Origin of the sequence: Bacteroides sp. Marseille-P8574, from assembly GCF_902825465.1 — a bacterium.
GTDB classification, from domain to species: Bacteria; Bacteroidota; Bacteroidia; order Bacteroidales; family Bacteroidaceae; genus Bacteroides; species Bacteroides uniformis.
This window is the reverse complement of sequence record NZ_CADEBE010000001.1, coordinates 503,187-525,376: the sequence shown is the minus strand read 5'-3', so window position 1 is coordinate 525,376 and position 22,190 is coordinate 503,187. Positions and strand designations below refer to the sequence as shown.

Below are 22,190 nucleotides of genomic sequence, written 5' to 3'. Positions count from 1 at the left end.
TTTTAGAGTGGAAAACGGTGGAATAGGGGGGGGAAGAAAAAGGCGCTTCCCATTGCTGGGAAACGCCTTTTATTTGAATACTGATGTCTGTTATTCTAATCTACGGGCACCGTCGCTGATGACTACATCATATACTTTCGGGCTTCTGCCGAACTTCTTCTTGAATTCATCTTTTGCTTTTTCGATGAATGTGCTGTACAATTCATCCTTTACCAGATTGATTGTACATCCACCGAATCCACCGCCCATGACACGTGAACCGGTAACTCCACAATCGAATGCAAGGTCATTCAGAAAATCGAGTTCTTCGCAGCTTACTTCGTACAACTTACTCATGCCCTGATGTGTTTCATACATCTTTTGGCCTACAGTTTCATAGTCGCCTTTTTCCAGGGCATCGCAAACGTCAAGTACGCGTTGAATCTCTTCGATGACATATTCTGCACGCATATAGTCTTCTGCGCTGATGTCGGCTTTGGCTTCTTCCAGCATGCCTATGGTAACGTCGCGCAGGAACTCTACGTGTGGATGCTTCTTCTGGACAGCAGCAACAGCGGCTTCGCAGCTTTGACGGCGTTTGTTGTATGCTGAAGATGCAAGTTCGTGTTTCACTACAGAATCTACAAGAACCAGACGATAGCCTTGCGGGTCGAATGGAAAATACTGATATTCCAGTGAACGGCAATCCAGGCGGATGAGGCTTCCTTTCTTTCCGAATACGGAAGCAAATTGGTCCATAATACCACAGTTTACGCCACAATAGTTGTGTTCTGTAGATTGTCCCACTTTTGCCAATTCAAATTTGTCTATTTTGTTGTCACCGAACAAGTCGTTCAAAGCATAGGCATAGGTACTTTCCAAAGCTGCTGAAGAGGACATTCCTGCACCTAGGGGCACATCGCCTGCAAAAGCAGTATTGAAGCCTTTTACATCTACACCGCGTTTCATCATTTCCCGGCACACGCCAAAGATATATCTTGCCCAGCTTGCGCGGGGGGCATCTTCTTCATTCAAACCAAATTCCACATAATCTTTCAGGTCGATGGAATAAGCTTTTACTGTGTTTGTGCCGTTGGGTTTTATTTCTGCAATCATTCCTTTGTCGATTGCTCCGGGGAATACAAAACCACCGTTATAGTCTGTATGCTCACCGATAAGGTTGATGCGCCCCGGAGAAGCATAAACAGCTCCCGTTGTTCCGTCAAAGTGCTTGATGAAACGGCTTCTTACGTATTCTATATCCATGATATTTATATTTTATAAGGTGAATAAATAAATTACCTATATTTTCTTGTTAATCAACCTTGATGTCCTTATTAACATTTTTGCAGCCTACCAAACCGTAGAACAACAGATAGCCAAGGGCTGCGATGATAACCCAGTAACTCGGCATGAAACCTGCAATGTCGGCCACCAAACCTTGGATAACGGGCAAGATACCGCCGCCGCATACCAATACCATGAACAGACCGGAAGCGGCTGCCAGATATTTACCCAATCCTTCTACGGCCAGATTAAAGATGCCACCCCACATGATGGAAGTACACAGACCTACCAGTACCAGATACATTGCATTGATAGGTACTTCTGCAAATCCGAAAGAGAGACCTCCCGTAGCGCTTTGTTGGAGTACTGGCAGATTGACAAGCGAACCGGTAGATGAGAAGATGGCAAGGAATACCAAAAGTAAACCTAATGCGGAAGTAAAGGTAAGCATTGCCTTACTGGAGATTTTTGCACCCAATGAAGCACCGGCCAGACGTCCAATCAGCATGAGGAACCAATATGTACCTACAACAAAACCGGAAATAGTGGAAGAAATGCCGGCTCCTCCCTTTTCAATAGGGTCGGTTAAGAACAAATTCAAGGTGCCCGGTACACCAACTTCAACACCTACATATACAAAGATTGCTATAGCTCCCAAAATGAAGTGGCGGAATTTTAAAGCGCCTGACATCAACTTACCGATAGGTTCTGTTGAAGTTGCAGCATTGGGTTCCGGTATGGGCACAATCAGAAGAACGAAGAACGCGATGGCAAATACAGCCATTGCCGTGTACATTACAGGGAATATCTGAGAGATGGTAGCTTTTTCAATGGAACCGGCAATCAGGATACCTACGAACATCGGAGTAATGGTGGCCATTACGGAGTTGAAAGAGCCGCCCACTTGGATAAGCTGGTTTCCTTTGTTACCTTCACCGCCGAGCTTGTTCAGCATCGGGTTGACCACTGTATTAAGCAAACACATGGAGAAACCGGCGATGAAAGCGCCAATCAAATATACGGCAAAAGCCATATCAGGGCTTGAATGACCGGATAAATATTGGATACCTACACCGATAAAGCCTACAGCTACTGCTATCAATGCCGTTTTTTTATACCCTACCCGTTGTAGTAAGATGCCGCTTGGTATTCCCATCACTGCATATGCAATAAAGTTACCAAAGTTACCCAACATTCCTAAAGCGTTGGATACTGAAAACTGATTTTTCAGTACGATTCCCATAGGGGCAGCAAGGTTGGTAACAAATGAAATCATACCAAAAAGGAAGATCATCGTGATAATTGCGATGAGTTTACCATTCTGTTTTTGTTGTGTCATGGTTTTGTAAAATTAATAAGTTTATAAATTGGATTAGTTATTTCATTCTTGTACACCAAACTTGTAGATTGTCACTTGCTGGTACTCATCACCCGGTAGCAATACTGCCGACGGAAAATGGGGCTTGTTGGGTGTATCGGGAAAACACTGGGCCTCAAAGCAGACTGCACTTCTTGCAGGGAAAGTGGCTCCATGTGCACCTTCAAAGCCTCCGAGCCAGTTTCCAGTGTAGAGCTGGACGCCATTTTCAGTGGTATATACTTCCATGGTTCGTCCGCTGTTGGGCTCCATGCAGGTGGCTGCAAGGCTCAACTCTCCACTTTCAGTCTTGTTCAGTACATAGCAATGGTCATATCCTGCGCCATTCACAATTTGTGTATGCTTCTCATCAATTCGTTCACCAAGAGTATGGGGAGTACGGAAATCCATTGGAGTACCTTCTACTTTCAATATCTCTCCGGTAGGAATGGATACTTCATTGATGGGTACATAAAAATCTGCGTTGATGGTAACGATATTGTTTAAGACTGTAGGAGAGGGATTGGCTATACCGGCAAGATTGAAGAAACCGTGATTGGTCAGATTGACGATGGTGGCTTTATCGGTAGTAGCCCGGTATTCGATGACCAGAGCATTGGTCTCATCCTCCAGGCGATAAGTCATTTCTACTTCGAGATTTCCGGGGAAGCCCTCTTCGCCGTCAGCGGATGTGTAGTTGAAGATGACTGTTGATTGCTCTGGCTGGACGGCATCCCATACACGGGTATGGAAGCCAGTCGGACCACCGTGCAATGAATTGGGACCGTTGTTGATTGCCAATTGGTGCTCTTCGCCGTATAAAGTAAACTTTCCTTTGGCTATCCGGTTGCCGTAGCGTCCGATGGTAGTGTTTAGAAAAGGTTCCGGACTGTTGATTACATGTTCAATACTGTCGTGTCCTAATACAACATTGGCATATTTGCCATTTTTGTTGGGTACCATGATGGAAAGTATTGCACAACCGTAATTAGTAACTGCAACTTCCATTCCCTGGGCATTCTTCAGGATAAACAAATCTGTCTTTTTGTTATTTATATCCTTTTGAAAGTTTTTTGGGCTTAAACCGGACAAATTACTTTCTGTTGGAGTAGTGTTTATCATATCCATGGTATTAATTAAATTTCTTGCAAATAAAAAGAAATTCTTTTGTTCCCCCAAGCAATTGGAAGGAAATGTGGAGAACATTTTAGGAAAGTTTAGCGTTTAACAAATGGAATACAAATTGATATTTTTTGTATGTTTGCTCCCGAAATCTAAAAAATCACATCATTAACAGAAAGTTCTAATAAAAACAACGAATGTATCCTCTAAAATTTGAGCCTATTCTGAAGCAGACGCTTTGGGGAGGCGACAAGATTATTCCATTCAAACATTTGAATGATACCCTTGCTAATGTAGGCGAGAGTTGGGAAGTGTCGGCAGTAGAAGGTAGTGAGTCTATAGTGGCCAATGGTGCTGACAAAGGATTAACGCTGCCGGATATGGTCAGAAAGTATAAGGAAGACCTGGTAGGAGAAGCTAACTATGCACGTTTCGGAAATAAGTTTCCTTTGTTGATAAAGTTTATTGATGCCAAGTTGGACTTGTCGATTCAGGTACACCCGGGTGACGAGTTGGCTAAGAAACGTCATAACAGTTTTGGTAAAAATGAAATGTGGTATGTTGTTGCTGCTGACCAGGGTGCCAAGCTGATTTCCGGTTTTGCAGAGCAGATTACTCCGAAAGAATATAAGGAACGAGTGTATAATGGTACGTTTGCGGATGTTCTGCAGACTTGTGCCATCAAACCGGGCGATGTGTTTTATGTGCCTGCAGGTCGTGTACATGGAATCGGTGCGGGAGCTTTTGTAGCAGAAATACAGCAAACGTCGGATATCACTTACCGTATTTTTGATTACAATCGTAAGGATAAGGACGGTAAATCAAGAGAACTGCATACAAGCCAGGCTATTGATGCCATTAATTTTGCAGATGTGCAGGACGATTTTCGTACGGAATACGATCAGGTGCAGAATGAACCGGTAGAAATGGTGGCAAGCCCGTATTTCACGACTTCAATCTATGACATGACGGAAGAAATCACTTGTGACTATTCTGAACTGGATTCTTTTGTTATCTTTATTTGTGTGGAGGGCGCATGTCGCATAATAGATAATGAAAAGAATGAAGTTGCCGTACGGGCGGGGGAGACGGTATTGCTTCCGGCTGCAACCCAAGAAGTGACGATTATACCTGAAGGAGCAGTGAAGTTGCTTGAAACGTACGTATAAAAGTGCTCAGACTATATCGGATAAAAAAAGAGGGGATGACTGTTATGGTCATCCCCTCTTTTTTTATCCGATATTCTATCTCTTTCTTCCAAATATTTTTCTGAATTTCTTCATCACCTTTACCCCCAATACTATACCGTCAAAAACAGCCATACCGGTGTTGAATGCTCTCATCATGGCATTTGCCTTGTTGGTAGCTGGTTCCAGCGGAGCAAAAATTTCTTGTGTAAGCCCAGTCATGATTTCTTTCTGGAGTCGTATTTCTTGTAGCAGCATGGCTTTTTTCTGGGCGATGCTTTCTAAAGTGACGGGAGTGGTATTGGTCGTATTATCCATGAATATTTCGAATTAATTGTCTAAGAATAATTCTGCGATAAGTTTTACTGTCGGATCAATAATGAGTTTTTTGCGGAATAGGACAAGCAGAACGATGAGTAGGATATGGAAGCACGTGATAAGTGCAAAACTCATCATTAGCCCACCTACCAGCGGAGCTAAGATATAGACCAGCGTAAACGACAGATGAAACAGAACCACTACGCCGAGTATAACGACCAATAGCACCAATAAAAGCGTAGAAAGCAGTTTGGACAGTTTTTCGGTGACTTCCAGTTTGGTGTATTCTTTTTGCAGCTCCAGGTATTTCTTGAATTCAATGAAGAGCTGCTGCATATTTTCTATACTTTTGTCGTCTGCAAACATAGTGGTTCTGCTTTTTACCTTATTCCGTTACCTCGCCTTTGATTTCCGCAGCAATTTCATCTACCAAGTCTTCCATTTCGCTTCGGTTCAAACGAATCCCTTTCTTACGGAGAATTTCTGCGATTTTGTTACGGGTGTCTTCTCCTTTTTCAGGAGCAAATAAGATACCGAGGGCTGCACCTACTGCGGCGCCACCCAGGAAAGCTGCTAAAACATTTAATCCTTTCATAATGATATTCCTTTCTTTTTTGAGGTTCGTACGACAAAACTAACAATTTTTTTTGAAACTTTGTTCGGAATATCAGTTTTTTTATGATTGTCCTTATCTTCCAACTCCTTTTTGGGTGTTGTTTTGCGAGGTTTGCTTTTTTCTTCTCCAAAAGTCTCCATTCGTACGGCTCCCGCGATAGATTTTGTTTTCCTTGGTTTTAGCTTTAATTTCTTCAGTCTTGATTTCTTGGGCTTTTAAGCCATCGGCGGTGACAAAAGGGTGTTCTTTTATTACTGGGATGCTTTTCCCTATCAATTTTTGGATATCTTTCAGGTAAGGCAGTTCTTCCGATTCGCAAAAAGAGAGAGCAATACCGTCGTGGCCGGCACGTCCGGTTCGTCCGATACGGTGTACGTATGTTTCCGGAATGTTGGGCAACTCGTAGTTGATGACGTGTGATAGTTGGTCCACGTCGATGCCTCGTGCTGCAATATCGGTTGCTATCAGTACGCGCAGTTCATGGTTCTTAAAGCCGGTCAGTGCTCGCTGTCGGGCATTCTGCGACTTGTTTCCATGTATGGCTTCGGCTCTTATTCCGGACTTGCTGAGGATACGTGCAAGTTTGTCTGCTCCATATTTAGTTCTGGTGAAGATAAGTACGGATTCGATAGCCGGATTCTTCAGCAGATGAATGAGTAAGTCTTTTTTCTCTTTTTTCTCAACGAAATAGACTGATTGGGAGATTGTGTCAACCGTAGACGATGCAGGGGTGACTTCCACTTTCTCGGGGTGCGTCAGCATGGAGTTTGCCAAGGTCTCTATTTCCGGAGGCATTGTGGCCGAAAAGAAGAGAGTCTGCCGTTTTGCGGGCAATAACTTTAATATGCGCCGGATATCATGTATGAATCCCATGTCCAGCATCCGGTCTGCTTCGTCCAATACGAAGAACTCGAGCGCTTTTAGGTTAATGAAACCTTGGTTGACCAGGTCTTGCAGTCGTCCGGGAGTTGCAACCAGTATTTGTACTCCACGTTTCAGTTCATCTGTCTGTGGCTTTTGTCCTACACCGCCGAAGATGACGGCATGTCTCAATCCGGTATACTTACCATATGCACTGAAGCATTCTCCTATCTGTATGGCCAGCTCGCGGGTCGGCGTCAGAATGAGTGCTTTGATACTTTTGCGGTTATCCGTTTTATATAACTTTTGCAAGATAGGGATGGAAAATGCGGCGGTTTTGCCTGTTCCGGTTTGAGCACATCCTAATAAGTCTTTTCCTTGAAGTAATATAGGGATCGATTTTTCCTGGATTGGGGTAGGGGTGGAATACCCCTCTTCTTGAAGAGCCTTCAATATAGGTTCTATCAAATTCAAATTTTCAAATGTCATGTAATCAATTAAGTGAGCCTCATGCTCTGTTTATATTTGGCAAATATACGTCAAGTCTTCCGGGAAATCTCTTTTTATGGAGTGGTTTAATTATATTTAACTAAGGATGCTGAGGTATAATCGCATGTTATGGTGTACTTTTGTTCCATATTTAGATAGTGGCATGGAAAAATGATGAAATTGCATTTAAAATACCTTTGGATTGTATTGGTGACTTGTACCTTGACTGCTTGCATGAATGGTGGGGGTGACTTGGCGGGTAAGTGGCAGTTGCGTCAGTACCAATATGACGACGGTACATCAGAGAAAGTGGACAGTGTATTTTATAATTTTCAAAAAGGAAGTTTTTCTGCCATATGTTTGTTGAAAGATGGGGGGGCGACTACGTTTTTTGGAAATTATTCTTTGAAAGGTGCTGAAATTTCCATTATTTTGTTGCCTGAAAGTGTTAACGATAAAAACTATGATACTTATTTCGGGTGGCCGGAAGGAAAACGTATCTTTAAAGTAGAAGATTTATCCTACTCTTCATTGCGTTTGGAATATGAGGGTACGAAATCTGTATTTCGGAAATTTTGAGATAAAGATAAGAATAGACGATTTTACTAATAAAAACAATAGAAAAGATGAAAAAATTAGCCGTATTGGGAATGGGAGTATGTATAGCTCTGGCATTCTCTTCTTGTAAATCAAGTGAAAGTGCTTATAAGAAAGCATATGAAAAGGCAAAACAGCAGGAATTGGCCGAGCCGCAGACAACTGCCCCTGTTGAAGAGGTGGCTCCAGTAGTTACCGCTCCGGTAGAAGTAAAGGTAGTGGAAAGTGCACCTGCCGACATGCGTCAGGAAAAGGTGACTGTGGTATCAGGTGGTACCAGCTTGAAAACCTTTAGTGTAGTTTGCGGAGCTTATAGCGTGAAAGCTAATGCGGAAGGTGTGAAGCAGACATTGGTGAATGAAGGTTATACTGCAATGGTGGTTTACAATGCAGAAAGAAATCTGTATCGTGTAGTTATCGGTACATTCGATGACAGAGCATCCGCCGAGAATCTGCGTGACTCTTTCAAAGCTAAACATCCTTCGAATGATGACTTCCAGAAGGCATGGTTGCTGTACAGCATCAATTAATAGAATTCTTTTTGGTAATTCATAACAGAAAGGAATGTATGTTTCCTTTCAAGATGAGGCAGTAACTGCGAAGTTACTGCCTTTTTCATGATATGCCGAAAGAATGTGAAGGCTGGCGCTGTCATGTGTTTGGTTTGGCAAAACAAAGTGTTTCCTTTAACGGAACAGTTTGTTTCATTAAAGAGAACACTTTGTTTCTCTTAACAAAACATCTCGTCCTATTGCATAAAAACAAAATGTTTTTATATACTGAAACAACTTGTTTTCCTATGCTGAAACAAAGTGTTCAGTGCTGTGAACTAATGAACTAACTGAGGAAAGGCTCTGATAAACTCATGTTGTCACAGTTTCTTTATTTCCTTCTCCTTCGTGAATACTTCACTCTATTTTTCTGCTCCGGATTGATTTTCCTGATTGTGAAAAGTGCTTATAATATTCTCTCTTTCGTTTAAAAGAAGTTATAAAACAAGAGGTGGAAACTTTTGGACCTAAAAAAGTTTTTAATTTTGTGCTTTATCTTTGAGAAGAATATAGTATGGAACGACGATATATACTGAATGCGATTGATGCCGCTTTGCAGGCTGGCGAGAAAATTCTTTCCATTTACGATGATCCGGCATCGGATTTTCAGGTAGAAAAAAAAGCGGATAATTCTCCTCTTACTATTGCCGACCGTAAAGCTCATGAAACTATCTGCCGTTTTTTGGCTGATACACCTTTCCCTCTGCTAAGCGAGGAAGGTAAACATTTGCCTTTTTCAGAGCGTAGAAATTGGGAAACCTTATGGATTGTAGACCCTTTGGACGGTACGAAGGAGTTCATCAAGAGGAACGGTGAGTTTACGGTGAATATAGCTTTGGTGCATCACTCGGTACCGGTAATGGGAGTTATTTATGTGCCGGTAAAAAAGGAGCTCTATTTTGGAGTGCATGATTCGGGTGCTTATAAGCTATCCGGTATTACTGCGCGTAATGGAATGTCCTGGGATGAATTGATTGCGAAAGCTGTCCGGCTGCCGGAAACAGGTATGCACGAACGATTTGTCATTGTGGCTTCCCGTTCGCATCTGACGCCCGAGACAGAAGATTATATCGAGAAGATGAAATGCAGCCATGCGGAAGTTGAGTTTATATCAAGTGGAAGTTCCATCAAGATTTGTCTGGTAGCTGAAGGTAAGGCTGATGTATATCCTCGTTTTGCCCCTACGATGGAATGGGATACGGCGGCTGGGCATGCTATTGCACGTGCTGCCGGAATGGAAATTTATCAGGTGGGGAAGGAAGAACCTTTGCAATATAATAAGGAGGATTTGCTGAATCCGTGGTTTATCGTAGAGCCCAAGCATACTGAAATAAAATAACGACTGTATGACATTTGAGATATTGTTTGTACTATTGGCATTGTTGGGTATGGTGATTGCCTTGGTTCTGGATAAAATGCGTCCGGGCATGGTGCTCTTTTCTGTCGTAGTATTGTTCTTGTGTGCAGGCATCCTTACTCCTAAGGAGATGTTGGAAGGGTTCAGTAATAAGGGGATGATGACTGTTGCCATGCTGTTTCTTGTCAGTGAAGGCATCAGGCAGTCGGGTGCTTTGGGGCAAATAATCAAGAAGCTGCTTCCGCAGGGTAAGACTACAGTCTTTAAAGCGCAGTTCCGCATGTTGCCCACCATTGCCTTCATTTCAGCTTTTCTAAACAATACTCCGGTGGTTGTTATCTTTGCTCCCATTATCAAGCGTTGGGCTGAATCGGTAAAATTGCCTGCTACCAAGTTTCTTATACCTCTTTCATACGTTACAATACTTGGTGGTATCTGTACATTAATAGGCACATCAACCAATCTGGTGGTGCATGGCATGATATTGGAAGCCGGATATGAAGGTTTCACTATGTTCGAGTTGGGCAAAGTAGGAATTTTCGTCGCGATTGCGGGTATCCTTTATCTGTTCGCTTTCTCCTCAAGGCTTTTGCCGGATGTTCGTACGGATGCGGTAAAGCTGGATGAGGAGCCGGAGGAGCATGGAGATTTGCATCGGGTGGAGGCTGTACTCGGCGCCCGTTTTCCCGGTATCAACAAGAAACTTGGTGATTTTAACTTCAAGCGGCATTATGGGGCCGAAGTGAAGGAGATTAAGCGTAGCGGTCAGAGCATTGCCGGAAATCTGGAAAATGAATATCTCCGCGAAGGAGACACGCTGGTGGTGATGGCTGATGACTCTTTTATAAAGACCTGGGGGGAATCTTCGGTGTTCGTGTTGCTGGCCAATGGCAAGGATACGGAGCCGGTGCCCGGAAAGGGAAAGCGCTGGTTTGCCTTGGCTTTGCTGATATTGATGATAGTGGGGGCAACGGTCGGTGAACTTCCGGCTGTCAAGGAAGCTTTCCCGGAAATCAAGCTGGATATGTTTTTCTTCGTTTCCATTACTACTATCATTATGGCCTGGACAAAGATATTCCCGGCCCGCAAGTATACCAAATATATATCTTGGGATATTCTGATAACGATTGCTTGTGCTTTTGCTATCAGCAAGGCGATGGTGAATTCCGGAGTGGCAGACGCTGTGGCGCATTTCATTATAGGGATGAGCCATCATTATGGCCCCCACGTGTTACTGGCTGCTATGTTTATCATAACGAACCTGTTTACGGAACTGATTACGAATAATGCGGCTGCGGCACTCGCTTTTCCATTGGCACTTTCCATCTCTTCACAGATGGGAGTCAGCCCGATGCCTTTCTTCGTTGTAATTTGTATGGCGGCTTCCGCCAGTTTCTCTACTCCTATAGGGTATCAGACTAATTTGATTGTACAAGGTATCGGTAACTATAAGTTCACGGATTTTGTACGCATCGGGTTACCTTTGAATATCATTACTTTCCTGATATCCATTTTCTTGATTCCTTTAATTTGGCCATTTTAAAAAAGAAGAAATAATAACATATGGAAGAAAACAACCACATATATCCGATATTCGACAGAATGCTGATGCGGAAGGACAAAGAAGACTTGTTGAAGCAGCACGGCGTGATGATTTGGTTTACCGGCTTGAGCGGCTCCGGCAAAAGTACGATAGCCATTGCCTTGGAGCGCGAACTTCATAAAAGGGGATTGCTTTGCCGTATCCTGGATGGTGACAACATCCGCAGTGGCATCAACAGTAACCTCGGCTTTACGGAGGCCGACCGTGTGGAGAATATCCGGCGTATAGCCGAAGTTTCCAAACTCTTTCTTGATACGGGGGTTATAACAATCGCGGCTTTTATCAGTCCTAATAACGATATTCGTGAAATGGCAGCTGATATTATCGGACAAGACGATTTTCTGGAAGTTTATGTCAGCACCCCGCTTGAAGAGTGTGAGCGCCGTGACGTGAAGGGGCTTTATGCCAAGGCACGTAAGGGAGAAATTAAAAATTTTACGGGCATTTCCGCTCCTTTTGAGGAACCGGCTCATCCGGCTCTGACGTTGGACACCTCTGTTCTCAGCCTGGAAGAATCGGTCAATAAATTGTTGGAACTCATTTTACCAAGAATTCAGAAGAAATAAGATATAATGAAAGAAGAATATAAATTGAGCCATTTGAAGGAACTCGAAGCAGAGTCCATTCATATTATCCGTGAAGTGGCAGCGGAGTTTGAGAATCCGGTGATGCTGTATAGTATCGGCAAGGATTCTTCGGTTATGGTGCGCTTGGCCGAAAAGGCGTTTGCTCCCGGCAAAGTGCCGTTCCCGTTGATGCACATCGATTCCAAGTGGAAGTTTAAGGAGATGATACAGTTCCGTGACGAGTATGCCAAGAAGTATGGTTGGAACCTGATAGTGGAAAGCAATATGGAAGCTTTCAATGCAGGTGTCGGACCTTTTACGCATGGCAGCAAGGTGCATACGGACCTGATGAAAACGCAGGCTTTGCTCCACGCATTGGATAAGTATAAGTTTGATGCGGCATTCGGTGGCGCTCGCCGCGACGAGGAGAAGTCACGCGCCAAAGAGCGTATTTTCTCCTTCCGTGACAAGTTCCATCAATGGGACCCCAAAAACCAGCGTCCCGAATTGTGGGATATTTATAATGCCCGGGTACATAAAGGAGAGAGTATCCGAGTATTTCCGTTAAGTAATTGGACGGAGCTGGACATCTGGCAATATATACGTTTGGAAAATATTCCTATTGTGCCGTTGTATTTTGCCAAGGAACGTCCTTGTGTGGAGATTGACGGAAATCTGATAATGGCGGATGACGACCGCTTGCCTGAACAGTACCGCGACCAGATAAAGATGCGTATGGTGCGTTTCCGTACGCTGGGTTGCTGGCCGTTGACCGGTGCTGTGGAAAGCGATGCCGATACCATCGAGAAGATTGTCGAGGAAATGATGACCACCACCAAGAGTGAACGGACGACCCGTGTCATTGACTTCGACCAAGACGCAAGCATGGAGCAGAAGAAGCGCGAGGGATACTTCTAAAGGAATTAAAATTAAGAATTAAAAATTAAATCATTAAGGATGAACGATTCTACACTTGATATAAAGGCTTTTCTTGATAAGGATGAGCAGAAAGACTTATTGCGCTTACTGACTGCCGGTTCTGTGGATGACGGAAAATCCACATTGATAGGCCGTCTGTTGTTCGACAGCAAGAAACTATATGAGGATCAGCTGGACGCACTGGAACGCGACAGCAAGCGCATGGGAAATGCCGGCGACCACATTGACTACGCCCTTTTGCTGGACGGCTTGAAGGCAGAGCGCGAACAAGGCATCACCATCGACGTGGCATACCGCTACTTCTCGACCAACAACCGTAAGTTTATCATTGCCGACACTCCGGGACACGAGCAGTACACACGCAACATGATTACCGGAGGCTCTACGGCTAACCTGGCAATTATTCTGGTGGATGCACGTATGGGTGTCATTACGCAGACGCGCCGGCATACTTTCCTAGTGTCGTTGCTTGGCATCAAGCATGTGGTGCTTGCTGTCAATAAGATGGATCTGGTGGATTTCTCCGAAGAACGTTTTAATGAGATAGTCGATGAATATCGGAAGTTTATAGCTCCATTGGGTATTCCTGACGTAAACTGCATTCCGCTGTCAGCTTTGGACGGGGACAATGTAGTGGAGAAATCGGAACGTACTCCTTGGTATGAGGGTATTTCACTTCTTGACTTCCTGGAGACGGTACATATTGACAACGATCATAATTTGAAGGATTTTCGTTTCCCGGTTCAATACGTCTTGCGCCCCAATCTTGATTTCCGTGGTTTTTGCGGCAAGGTGGCTTCGGGTATTGTTCGTAAGGGAGATGAAGTGATGGCATTGCCTTCCGGTAAGAAGTCGCATATCAAGAGTATAGTTACATACGATGGAGAGTTGGATTACGCCTTTCCGCCCCAGTCCGTCACCTTGACTTTGGAGGACGAAATAGATGTGTCGAGAGGGGAAATGCTGGTACATCCGGATAACCTGCCCGTCATGGACCGCAATTTTGAAACGATGCTGGTTTGGATGGATGAAGAGCCGATGGATATCAACAAATCATTCTTCATCAAACAGACCACCAATATAAGCCGTACCCGCATCGACAGCATCAAGTATAAAGTGGATGTCAATACGATGGAGCATCTTTCCATTGACAACGGAAAGTTGAGCAAGGAAACATTGCCGATGCAGCTCAATCAGATTGCGCGCGTGGTGCTGACCACTGCCAAAGAGCTTTTCTTTGACCCTTATCGGCAGAATAAGGCTACCGGTTCGTTCATCCTGATAGACCCGATAACCAACAATACCAGTGCTGTAGGTATGATTATCGATAGGGTGGAGGATAAGGAGATGCACTTGTCCGAAGACCTGCCTATACTGAATTTGCCTAAGCTGGGTATAGCTCCCGAACATTACGAAGCCATAGAAAAGGCTGTGAAGGAGTTGGAGCGCCAAGGCATTGCAGTGGTTGTGGAAAAAGAATGAACAGCTTTTTGATAGAGTGGGAGAGAAACTGTAATATATTAATATATAGACTATAATGGGACTATTAGAATTCAACAAGCTTCCTATAAACACATTGGTAGGCGCAGATTGGAAAACATTCAAGGATATAACGGGCGGTCGTGACATCGGTGCTGCCTACAAAGGCAAGTATCGGCTGACAAAAGCTGTCTGCCGCCTGCTGTCCACTTTGGCTCCTCTGCAGGACAGACGTTATGAAAAGCTCCTGGCAGATAAGCCCCTGGAGCATGATCCGGTATTCATTTTGGGACATTGGCGTAGCGGGACTACGTTTGTGCATAATGTTTTCTCCTGCGACAAGCATTTCGGTTACAACACGACATACCAGACTGTATTTCCGCATCTCATGATGTGGGGGCAGCCTTTCTTTAAGAAGAACATGAGCTGGCTGATGCCGGACAAACGCCCCACGGACAATATGGAGCTTGCCGTCGACCTTCCGCAAGAAGAGGAGTTTGCTTTGGCAAATATGATGCCCTACACCTATTATAATTTCTGGTTCCTGCCCGAATATCAGCAAGAGTATGCCGATAAATATCTGCTGTTTGATGATATTACAGAGAAAGAACTGAAAGTGTTTGAGGAGACTTTCGTCAAATTGATAAAAATCTCTCTTTGGAATACGAAGGGAACTCAGTTTCTTAGTAAGAATCCGCCTCATACGGGACGTGTGAAAGAGCTTGTCAAGATGTTCCCCAATGCTAAGTTTATCTATCTGATGCGTAATCCTTATACTGTTTTCGAAAGCACACGTAGTTTCTTTACTAACACCATTCAGCCGTTGAAGTTGCAGGATATCAGTAATGAGGAGCTTGAGAAGAATATTTTGTCCATTTATGCCAAACTGTATCATAAGTACGAAGCGGACAAGACATGCATTCCTAAAGGAAACTTGATAGAGGTGAAGTTTGAGGACTTCGAAGCGGATGCAATGGGAATGACTGAACATATCTACAAGGCTTTGTCCATTCCGGGCTTTGCAGAGGCACGTGCCGATATTGAAAAGTATGTAGGCGGAAAGAAAGGATATAAGAAGAATAAATACAAGTATGATGAGCGTACAGTGCAGTTGGTTCAGGATAACTGGAATTTTGCGCTGGAACAGTGGAAGTACGATTTATAATGATTGTCAATTATTAATGAGAGAAATGATTCAAAAGAAAGTTCGTATATTGGGAATGCTGTCTGCCATGCTCTGTTGCGGAGCAGTTTCTGCACAGCAGCACGAGGTAGAGATGATTCCTTTCGGAAATATGGATCAATGGATTGACCGCCAAATCAAGGAATCCGGTATTATTGGCGGTGCCACGAAGAATGTATATGCCATCGGGCCTACTGCTACTGTCACCGAGACCAAGGCATACAAGAATATGGGAGGTTCGCCGTGGGCGACATCCAATGTGATGGCCCGGGTAGCCGGTATCACGAAAACCAATACTTCTGTTTTCCCGGAAAAGCGAGGGGATGGTTTCTGTGCCCGTATGGACACCCGTATGGAGAGTGTGAAGGTTTTTGGAATAGTGGATATCACGGTGCTGGCTGCCGGCTCCATGTTTCTGGGTGAGGTGCACGAACCTATCAAGGGGACCAAGAATCCGCAGAAAATGCTGAATTCCGGCATACCGTTTACAAAGAAACCTATCGCCATACAGTTTGATTATAAAGTAAAGATGTCCGACCGCGAGAAGCGTATCCGTGCAACGGGCTTTAGCCGTATCACAGATGTTGAGGGAAAGGACTTCCCGGAAGTGAATCTGTTTCTGCAAAAGCGTTGGGAAGATGAGAAGGGAAATATCTATGCCAAGCGTGTAGGAACGATGGTCGTACGATATTATACTACTACCGATTGGCATAATAATGCCACTTATTCCATCATGTACGGTGATATCACCGGTGACCCTGCATACAAGGCCCACATGATGCGTCTTCAGGTTGAAGAACGCTATGCAGTTAACAGTAAAGGAGAGAGTGTGCCTATTAAGGAGGTTGCCTGGGGGACGAAGGACGATGTGCCCACTCATTTGCTGTTGCAATTCACCTCTAGTCATGGTGGTGCTTATATAGGTTCTCCTGGCAATTCGCTATGGATTGACAATGTAAAATTGGTCTATTAGAATAAAAGCAGTTAAAGTTGATGTCATACTTTAGCTGCTTTTTTTATGGAGTCAACGAGACTTTGACTTACTTCTTATTTCAAATGAATTTTGTATGTCAGCCCTCCCGTGAAATATTTCATCCTCTGCATTTCGACCTGCACATGCAGATGCTTGAACAGCAGATAAGTGGCTCCCAAAGCAAAGTCCTTGGAGTCGTACTCCGCTATCACCCTCAACTGCGGATGGAAGGTGGGATTGTAGGTGACACCCAGTGCAAAGCCATTCAGTTTGTACTCCTTGCGGTTGTTGTAAAGGTAGGAAAGATGGACACCGATCTCCTCCTTACCCACAACGGGTATATGCTTGGAGGCGGCAATATAGAAACGGCTGTAATAGCCGTTACCTTCCGTGGTGCCTACCTGGCCGCCGCCGGAGGAAGTGAACGGGTCGGACGTCCCCAGCACGACAGCCGGCATGTATTTCCAGAACTGCCCCTCCTTCAACACACGCAGACGGGCGGAAAAGTAGCGGTCCTGGTTCGTGAACCCGCTATACCCGTATGGCTTCAATCCCAACGCCTCCGCCTTGAAGAGCGTACACGTGTAGGCCACTTCCAGAAAGGGGAAGATGGTGACGTTCAGGAAATAGTTGTAGGTATGATAGTACCAGGTGGGCGGTGTGAGCTCCTTGTTCAGGAAGTTGCCGCCGACCATGAAAGTCTTGTCGCGCTGCATCTCAGCAGAGGGCGCATGCAACAGCCCGGTTGTACCATACGTCAACTGGGAAAAGGCCGAAAGGGAAAGGCTGCAAAACAGAACGATAAAGAATAGCTTAAACTTCATCATCACATATAAATTCAGTCGCTGATAAAAAATGGGTTGCTTTATAACGTGCATCGGACATAGTACCAAAAAAAGGCGTCTGAGTCCCAGACGCCTTCATTTTTAGAGTCTATTTGTCACTTGGAGTGTATTATTCCAGGATAACTACGCGGTTCAGGAAGTTCTTGCCGAACATGTTTTCAGTACCACCGAATCCTACGAGTTCAAGCTGGTCCTTGTCAACACCCTGAGCAATCAAAGCGTCGTAAACAACCTGGGCACGCTTTTCGGACAGCTTCTGGTTCCAAGAAGCGCTACCGGTAGCCTTGTCAGCATAACCTGCAACTTTGTACTTCTTGTCCGGATTAGCCTTCAGAATCTTGGCAGCCAGTTCGATGTTAACCTTGCCATAGTCGTCCAGACGGGCGCTGCCAATCTTGAAGAAGATGGCACGCGGACCGGCAACTTCAACTTCCTTGGTCACTTCCTTAACTTCAGGTTTAGCGTTGGCCAGTGCATTCTTGCAGTTAGCCAGGTCAGCCTGAGCCTGAGCCAGTTCACTTCTATATCTGTTGATTTCCGCATTGACTGCGTCTTCGTCAATCTTAGAAACCGGAACGAACTTCTTACCGCCGAAGATGTAGCTAACACCTGCGGTCAGCATACCTGTACCTTCAGCCTTGCGATGGCTGCTGATATTACCGAAAATGGACGGAGCGATGGCACCGCGAGCTTCTACGTCAATGGTCCACTTGGTGTTGATATTGAACTTCAAGCCCAAACCGGCAGAAGCGCCTACACGTGCTCTAGCCTTTTCATCTCCATCAGGAATCATTGTTCCATCGTTTTGAATCAGCACATTTGCTGACTTTGCAACAGTTACTTGAGGACCCAAGAATCCATAAACTTCAAAGAAACGGTTAGGATTAACGCCTGCGAACAATGTAGAAAGATTGATCATTGCATCAATGTTACCACCAAAGTACGTCTTATTGTGTTCCCAATATGAGTTATCCAGACACAAGTGCTGAGTAACGCCATTGAACTGGGCACGTACACCCCATGTCGGAGTAATCAACTTACCAACTGATACGCTGAAATGCGGAGCCAATTTATTGAAACCATCATTGTTGATAGCGTGGACACCACCACCTACACTCACGAAAATATTATCGCTCCATTTCGGAGTGTAGTAGTTCGTTTTTTCTTGTGCATTCAGATTTGCTGCACAAGCGCCTGCTAATAATAAGGAGGCTATTACTAATTTACTTTTCATTATTCCTTTAGTTTAAAATTAAAATAATAACTAAAACTATTGGTGAGTTCTATCAATTCAATTTATCCTCTTGTATCAGACAGCAGAACTCTTTAACTGCCCAATTTGTGAGCTTTAGTCTTTCAAATTTAGCGAATATTTTCTACCCCCCCAATTTTTACAATAATTAACTTGTGTTTGTTGTAAAAATTGGATGTGCAGGCATAATTCACCCCAACAACTCAGGTTTCAGCCTGATTATTTGCGTGTAACGACTGATGTTATACACAAGACTGGTGAGTGCTACATTGGCTTTAGCACGAATAAGCCCTACTGTACGCACCACAAGTCCACGCATGGTTTGTTCCTCAAACCCGAATACATGCTCGACAAGGCAACGTGTCTTGGATTTTTTCCTATTGTCTGATTTCTGCTCCTTGGTAAGCGGACGGTTACGGTAGCCCTTTTCGCAAATTATCGGATTCATCTTATGCTGTTTTACAATCTCCTCTTGTCCGACATAACCGGCGTCCAAATACAAGTCCTTGCCTTCGTCTTTTTCATCCAGCAGTCCTTCAAAGCCTTTGGAATCATGCACTTCTGCCGACGTGGTATCATAAGAAAGTATGATCTTATTGCGTTTCTCAACTTTAGTATGCTGCTTGTAGCCGTAAAAAGTCTCATCACGCTTCTTTGTCCAGCGGGCATCTACATCCTTGTGGCACTTCTTGTGGGGATTGTCATTCCACAACTTATTACCCGCTCCCTGTTTTATCTGCTCATTTTCATCACGGGTGTTACGTTGGCGAGGGGCAATAACAAAACTGGCATCAATGATGCGACCCTCATTGAATTGCAGACCCTTACTTTCCATGAAACTATGAAATTCCGAAAAAAGCTTGTCATAAACGCCTGTATTTGTCAGGAGTTCGCGATACTTCCACACCGTCTTCTCGTCAGGAACATCGTCAACACATTCAATACCAAGAAACTTGCGGAAACTCGTACGGTCAACTATCTGATACTCTATCTGATGGTCACTCAAACCATAATAACGCTGAAGAAACAAGACCTTGAACATCAGCACACAGTCTATCGGCGGACGACCGGCATTACTTTTGCGCTCTCCGGTAAAAAGGGCTGATTCAAGAGTAGGACGAAAGATCTCAAAATCAACATACTGAGACAACACTTCAAGAGGATTGCCCATTTCATTCAAACGCAATTCACGATTCTCTGACTCAAATAGTTGATTATAACGAAGCTTACGGTATCGGGATAACTTGTTCATTATAAAATTCTTATTTTCTGCAAATTTACGCTCTTGGAACCATATAAACAACTGTACTACAATATTTTAATTTATAGAACTCCTCTATTATTATTCAGCAGCACCGTCACCACCACCGGCATTGTTACCATTGCCATGACCGTGACCATGACCATGTTCAGTTGAAGTAAAGACTGGATCTACAACAGTCTTAACTACCTTCTTAATCTTTACATTAGGAATAGTGTACAGTTTGCCATCCACCACTGTAGAGATTGTATTATCAGAAGTTTCGTATTCTGTAGTAGTCTTCAAAGTTACAATAGTATAAGCAGGAACTGTTACTTTCTTAGTATAAGTTACATCTGTGATACCCGGGCTATATGATTTAACCAATGCTTTCAACACCTTTTTTACTTCATCATCAGACAATCCTCTAGTTATAGGCATAGCATCAATCGATGCATTTACAGCAGCAATATTAGTAACTTCTTGTCCAACTTTTGCTGTATATGGCAGATCCATTTCTTTTTCTTTACTACTTGTATTTTCACCACCTTTTTGTTCTCCTCCAACTTCACTAGGGGTAATAGTTTCCTCATCCTGATCAACAACAACATCTTCAGCAGCATTCAGTTCTTGTTGCAAGAAAATACTTACCGGAATCAAAGCAAATTGTCCTTTATTCAAAGCAGGAACAGTAGCTTGGCCTTCTCCAGACAGATACTCGTCTTTTGTAGCTGCAAAAGTTCTTGTTGCAGCAGCAATCTTTCCATCTGAACCAGCTTCAATTACGAAAGGATTGCTAGTAATAGCAGCACCATTTTCTGTAATGCTTGCACCATTTATGATAGAACCATCTGATAAATCATATACAGTAATAGCAACAGTAGCACTTGCAGGGTCCAATTCTACAGGCGCAACATTGAATTCTTCTTTTTCGCAGCTTGTGAACATCACACTTGTCAAAGCCACTGCCGCCAATGCTAATTTAGCATTTACGCCACTTAAAAAAATTTTCTTTTTCATCTCAATTAATTAATTAAAAATTTAACAATTCTGACTTAATAAAATATGGGTTAAAACTATTTCTTTCCATTATATTATCACTTGCTTCTGCCTTATAGTCCTTATAATAATACCTTTCATTACCCGCATTATAAGCAATGCCCATGTTAGTAGAAGTATTCACACGTGGGATATGCCCCCTTCTTTTATATTTGTATGGAGGCAATGCCACTTGAAACCGAAATCCTCCATTTGCTTTGGCATGCTCCGCCTTCATCGCATAAAAGCCTATCGAACAATAGCGGAAATGACGGATCATTTCAAACCGAACCCCCTTTTCCTTCAACAAATACTGTTCAGCCTTCAGTGTGAACAGTGTATTAAATCGTGGCCAATAGAAATTTCCACCCAAAGACCACGTCATACGCCATAATGAAGGATCATATTGGAACCTAAATCCGTCCCAACGTCCAGCTCCCGTATATCCTATTCTTGCCAACAAGGAAAAACGTTCATCTTTAAAGGGGCGAAAGAAATCTACATCAGCACCATATCGGTTACCACTAAAATAGCCTACAGAGAATTTACCAAAAACATTATAAGGCAACCTGAAACGTTGTGAAAGAGTTAGGAAACCCGGATGAACCTTTCCTTCCCGAGCTCCATATCCATCATTATAAACCGGTATCTTCACTTGTGCTGTGGCTTTCATCCCCTTCCATAACGAAATTTCTATTGCAGGGCTCAAATCAAATAGAATTTGATAAATCTGCGTAATAATCACGTTCTTGAAAGAGAATTCCGGATACACCAATACATCAATCTTGAACAAAGAACTATTTTTCAACTTTATTTTTCGTGCATTTTTCCAAGTATCACCCAATTCATAGCTTACATTCCAGTCATCACGTTCTGCTTGGAGCACCGAATCTCCCTTTATGGGATGATAATAAAGAGAAATCTGGGGTACATTATTATCCAGAACTATTATGCGGCATGACTTTTCTCCCGGTACACCTGCTAATAAATGGGCTTTCTATCTAAAACACAGACAATCCTTGGCTTCTCTCTCTTTGTTTGTCTGCTGTTGCATAGGGGATTAATGACGCCTAACGGCCATGAACAACTCTGCTAATGGTCGTCAAGCGATTGCTTTATGGCCGTAAGCAGGGTTGTTCATGACTGTTAGGCGTCACTAACCCCAAGACTTTTCGGATGAAGTACGTAGCCTACATCTATTGTGGATAGGGCGCAAATGTATTGTACAACAACTTAAAGGACATTAGACGGCATTATTCATAGCCATGAGTTAGAAATCATCCGCTTGAATGGCTCACTCTACCGGTACCTTTCATAGTCCCTGCGGAATGATGCGTCCTACCGCCCAACT

General features: G+C 43.7%; 21 protein-coding genes and 1 pseudogene. 10 read left to right on the top strand and 12 right to left on the bottom strand.

All coding sequences use genetic code 11. The annotated features are described in order from the left end of the window. Window positions 1-90: 90 nt before the first annotated feature. Genes galK through HUX74_RS02305 form a run of 3 tightly spaced genes read right to left on the bottom strand, consistent with a single transcriptional unit; the run spans window position 91 to window position 3,745 of the window. Window positions 91-1,245, bottom strand: coding sequence for a galactokinase (galK, locus tag HUX74_RS02315; protein WP_174646129.1), 1,155 nt, complete (start codon window positions 1,243-1,245; stop codon window positions 91-93). Between the two features lie 49 nt (window positions 1,246-1,294). Further along, complete coding sequence (locus tag HUX74_RS02310) at window positions 1,295-2,605, bottom strand: sugar MFS transporter (protein WP_005826573.1); 1,311 nt, start codon at window positions 2,603-2,605, stop codon at window positions 1,295-1,297. Window positions 2,606-2,647: 42 nt separating this feature from the next. Then, window positions 2,648-3,745 (bottom strand): aldose epimerase family protein, encoded by a 1,098-nt coding sequence (locus HUX74_RS02305; RefSeq protein ID WP_174646736.1) that lies wholly within the window; start codon window positions 3,743-3,745, stop codon window positions 2,648-2,650. 197 nt (window positions 3,746-3,942) lie between these two features. Here HUX74_RS02305 and HUX74_RS02300 point away from each other — a divergent pair, with 197 nt between their 5' ends. After that, window positions 3,943-4,914: a type I phosphomannose isomerase catalytic subunit gene (locus HUX74_RS02300; protein ID WP_117965436.1), complete on the top strand. Its 972-nt coding sequence runs from the start codon at window positions 3,943-3,945 to the stop codon at window positions 4,912-4,914. 75 nt (window positions 4,915-4,989) lie between these two features. On the opposite strand, the gene HUX74_RS02295 is transcribed toward HUX74_RS02300, so the two are convergent. The 4 genes from HUX74_RS02295 to HUX74_RS02280 all read right to left on the bottom strand — a co-directional run bounded on the left by HUX74_RS02295 (window position 4,990) and on the right by HUX74_RS02280 (window position 7,216). Then, the gene (locus HUX74_RS02295) at window positions 4,990-5,250 is read right to left on the bottom strand and encodes a hypothetical protein (RefSeq protein WP_005826570.1); all 261 of its coding nucleotides are present in this window, start codon (window positions 5,248-5,250) and stop codon (window positions 4,990-4,992) included. A 12-nt stretch (window positions 5,251-5,262) separates the two neighbouring features. Further along, window positions 5,263-5,616, bottom strand: a complete 354-nt coding sequence (locus HUX74_RS02290) for a phage holin family protein (RefSeq protein WP_005826569.1) — start codon at window positions 5,614-5,616, stop codon at window positions 5,263-5,265. Window positions 5,617-5,635: 19 nt separating this feature from the next. Beyond that, window positions 5,636-5,845, bottom strand: coding sequence for a YtxH domain-containing protein (locus tag HUX74_RS02285; protein ID WP_005826568.1), 210 nt, complete (start codon window positions 5,843-5,845; stop codon window positions 5,636-5,638). A 93-nt stretch (window positions 5,846-5,938) separates the two neighbouring features. After that, a complete protein-coding gene (locus HUX74_RS02280) occupies window positions 5,939-7,216 on the bottom strand; it encodes a DEAD/DEAH box helicase (RefSeq protein ID WP_117600916.1) in 1,278 nt (425 codons plus the stop codon). A 174-nt stretch (window positions 7,217-7,390) separates the two neighbouring features. Here HUX74_RS02280 and HUX74_RS02275 point away from each other — a divergent pair, with 174 nt between their 5' ends. The 9 genes from HUX74_RS02275 to HUX74_RS02235 all read left to right on the top strand — a co-directional run bounded on the left by HUX74_RS02275 (window position 7,391) and on the right by HUX74_RS02235 (window position 16,464). Then, a complete protein-coding gene (locus tag HUX74_RS02275; protein WP_174646735.1) occupies window positions 7,391-7,795 on the top strand; it encodes a lipocalin-like domain-containing protein in 405 nt (134 codons plus the stop codon). Window positions 7,796-7,842: 47 nt separating this feature from the next. Then, window positions 7,843-8,343 (top strand): SPOR domain-containing protein, encoded by a 501-nt coding sequence (locus HUX74_RS02270; protein ID WP_117600914.1) that lies wholly within the window; start codon window positions 7,843-7,845, stop codon window positions 8,341-8,343. 535 nt (window positions 8,344-8,878) lie between these two features. Further along, entirely contained in the window at window positions 8,879-9,703 is an 825-nt protein-coding gene (cysQ, locus tag HUX74_RS02265; RefSeq protein ID WP_174646128.1) for a 3'(2'),5'-bisphosphate nucleotidase CysQ, read from the top strand. Window positions 9,704-9,710: 7 nt separating this feature from the next. Further along, on the top strand, window positions 9,711-11,264 hold the full coding sequence (locus tag HUX74_RS02260; RefSeq protein WP_117600912.1) for an SLC13 family permease: 1,554 nt from the start codon (window positions 9,711-9,713) through the stop codon (window positions 11,262-11,264). A gap of 20 nt (window positions 11,265-11,284) precedes the next feature. Next, window positions 11,285-11,890, top strand: coding sequence for an adenylyl-sulfate kinase (gene cysC / locus HUX74_RS02255; protein ID WP_117600911.1), 606 nt, complete (start codon window positions 11,285-11,287; stop codon window positions 11,888-11,890). Between the two features lie 6 nt (window positions 11,891-11,896). Then, on the top strand, window positions 11,897-12,808 hold the full coding sequence (gene cysD / locus HUX74_RS02250) for a sulfate adenylyltransferase subunit CysD (protein ID WP_005826557.1): 912 nt from the start codon (window positions 11,897-11,899) through the stop codon (window positions 12,806-12,808). A 39-nt stretch (window positions 12,809-12,847) separates the two neighbouring features. Then, on the top strand, window positions 12,848-14,311 hold the full coding sequence (cysN, locus tag HUX74_RS02245) for a sulfate adenylyltransferase subunit CysN (protein WP_117965428.1): 1,464 nt from the start codon (window positions 12,848-12,850) through the stop codon (window positions 14,309-14,311). A 55-nt stretch (window positions 14,312-14,366) separates the two neighbouring features. Further along, window positions 14,367-15,473, top strand: coding sequence for a sulfotransferase (locus tag HUX74_RS02240; RefSeq protein WP_005826550.1), 1,107 nt, complete (start codon window positions 14,367-14,369; stop codon window positions 15,471-15,473). A gap of 25 nt (window positions 15,474-15,498) precedes the next feature. Continuing rightward, a complete protein-coding gene (locus HUX74_RS02235) occupies window positions 15,499-16,464 on the top strand; it encodes a PCMD domain-containing protein (protein ID WP_034525516.1) in 966 nt (321 codons plus the stop codon). Between the two features lie 74 nt (window positions 16,465-16,538). On the opposite strand, the gene HUX74_RS02230 is transcribed toward HUX74_RS02235, so the two are convergent. From HUX74_RS02230 to HUX74_RS02210, 5 genes and pseudogenes are all read right to left on the bottom strand, one after another. Next, on the bottom strand, window positions 16,539-17,291 hold the full coding sequence (locus HUX74_RS02230) for a YjbH domain-containing protein (protein WP_057256766.1): 753 nt from the start codon (window positions 17,289-17,291) through the stop codon (window positions 16,539-16,541). A 127-nt stretch (window positions 17,292-17,418) separates the two neighbouring features. Continuing rightward, the gene (locus HUX74_RS02225; protein WP_117589371.1) at window positions 17,419-18,543 is read right to left on the bottom strand and encodes an OmpA family protein; all 1,125 of its coding nucleotides are present in this window, start codon (window positions 18,541-18,543) and stop codon (window positions 17,419-17,421) included. 208 nt (window positions 18,544-18,751) lie between these two features. Continuing rightward, window positions 18,752-19,813: an IS5-like element IS1169 family transposase gene (locus HUX74_RS02220; RefSeq protein ID WP_008657074.1), complete on the bottom strand. Its 1,062-nt coding sequence runs from the start codon at window positions 19,811-19,813 to the stop codon at window positions 18,752-18,754. 90 nt (window positions 19,814-19,903) lie between these two features. Next, window positions 19,904-20,821, bottom strand: coding sequence for a DUF3869 domain-containing protein (locus HUX74_RS02215; RefSeq protein WP_005827850.1), 918 nt, complete (start codon window positions 20,819-20,821; stop codon window positions 19,904-19,906). Between the two features lie 13 nt (window positions 20,822-20,834). Next, a pseudogene (locus HUX74_RS02210) lies at window positions 20,835-21,818 on the bottom strand (hypothetical protein); the annotation flags it as partial. Between the last annotated feature and the right edge of the window lie 372 nt (window positions 21,819-22,190).

Coding starts and splice junctions, on each gene's coding strand:
- galK (WP_174646129.1), bottom strand. CDS start 1,245: ATGGATATAGAATACGTAAGAAGCCGTTTCATCAAGCACTTTGACGGA.
- HUX74_RS02310 (WP_005826573.1), bottom strand. CDS start 2,605: ATGACACAACAAAAACAGAATGGTAAACTCATCGCAATTATCACGATG.
- HUX74_RS02305 (WP_174646736.1), bottom strand. CDS start 3,745: ATGATAAACACTACTCCAACAGAAAGTAATTTGTCCGGTTTAAGCCCA.
- HUX74_RS02300 (WP_117965436.1), top strand. CDS start 3,943: ATGTATCCTCTAAAATTTGAGCCTATTCTGAAGCAGACGCTTTGGGGA.
- HUX74_RS02295 (WP_005826570.1), bottom strand. CDS start 5,250: ATGGATAATACGACCAATACCACTCCCGTCACTTTAGAAAGCATCGCC.
- HUX74_RS02290 (WP_005826569.1), bottom strand. CDS start 5,616: ATGTTTGCAGACGACAAAAGTATAGAAAATATGCAGCAGCTCTTCATT.
- HUX74_RS02285 (WP_005826568.1), bottom strand. CDS start 5,845: ATGAAAGGATTAAATGTTTTAGCAGCTTTCCTGGGTGGCGCCGCAGTA.
- HUX74_RS02280 (WP_117600916.1), bottom strand. CDS start 7,216: ATGACATTTGAAAATTTGAATTTGATAGAACCTATATTGAAGGCTCTT.
- HUX74_RS02275 (WP_174646735.1), top strand. CDS start 7,391: ATGAAATTGCATTTAAAATACCTTTGGATTGTATTGGTGACTTGTACC.
- HUX74_RS02270 (WP_117600914.1), top strand. CDS start 7,843: ATGAAAAAATTAGCCGTATTGGGAATGGGAGTATGTATAGCTCTGGCA.
- cysQ (WP_174646128.1), top strand. CDS start 8,879: ATGGAACGACGATATATACTGAATGCGATTGATGCCGCTTTGCAGGCT.
- HUX74_RS02260 (WP_117600912.1), top strand. CDS start 9,711: ATGACATTTGAGATATTGTTTGTACTATTGGCATTGTTGGGTATGGTG.
- cysC (WP_117600911.1), top strand. CDS start 11,285: ATGGAAGAAAACAACCACATATATCCGATATTCGACAGAATGCTGATG.
- cysD (WP_005826557.1), top strand. CDS start 11,897: ATGAAAGAAGAATATAAATTGAGCCATTTGAAGGAACTCGAAGCAGAG.
- cysN (WP_117965428.1), top strand. CDS start 12,848: ATGAACGATTCTACACTTGATATAAAGGCTTTTCTTGATAAGGATGAG.
- HUX74_RS02240 (WP_005826550.1), top strand. CDS start 14,367: ATGGGACTATTAGAATTCAACAAGCTTCCTATAAACACATTGGTAGGC.
- HUX74_RS02235 (WP_034525516.1), top strand. CDS start 15,499: ATGATTCAAAAGAAAGTTCGTATATTGGGAATGCTGTCTGCCATGCTC.
- HUX74_RS02230 (WP_057256766.1), bottom strand. CDS start 17,291: ATGATGAAGTTTAAGCTATTCTTTATCGTTCTGTTTTGCAGCCTTTCC.
- HUX74_RS02225 (WP_117589371.1), bottom strand. CDS start 18,543: ATGAAAAGTAAATTAGTAATAGCCTCCTTATTATTAGCAGGCGCTTGT.
- HUX74_RS02220 (WP_008657074.1), bottom strand. CDS start 19,813: ATGAACAAGTTATCCCGATACCGTAAGCTTCGTTATAATCAACTATTT.
- HUX74_RS02215 (WP_005827850.1), bottom strand. CDS start 20,821: ATGAAAAAGAAAATTTTTTTAAGTGGCGTAAATGCTAAATTAGCATTG.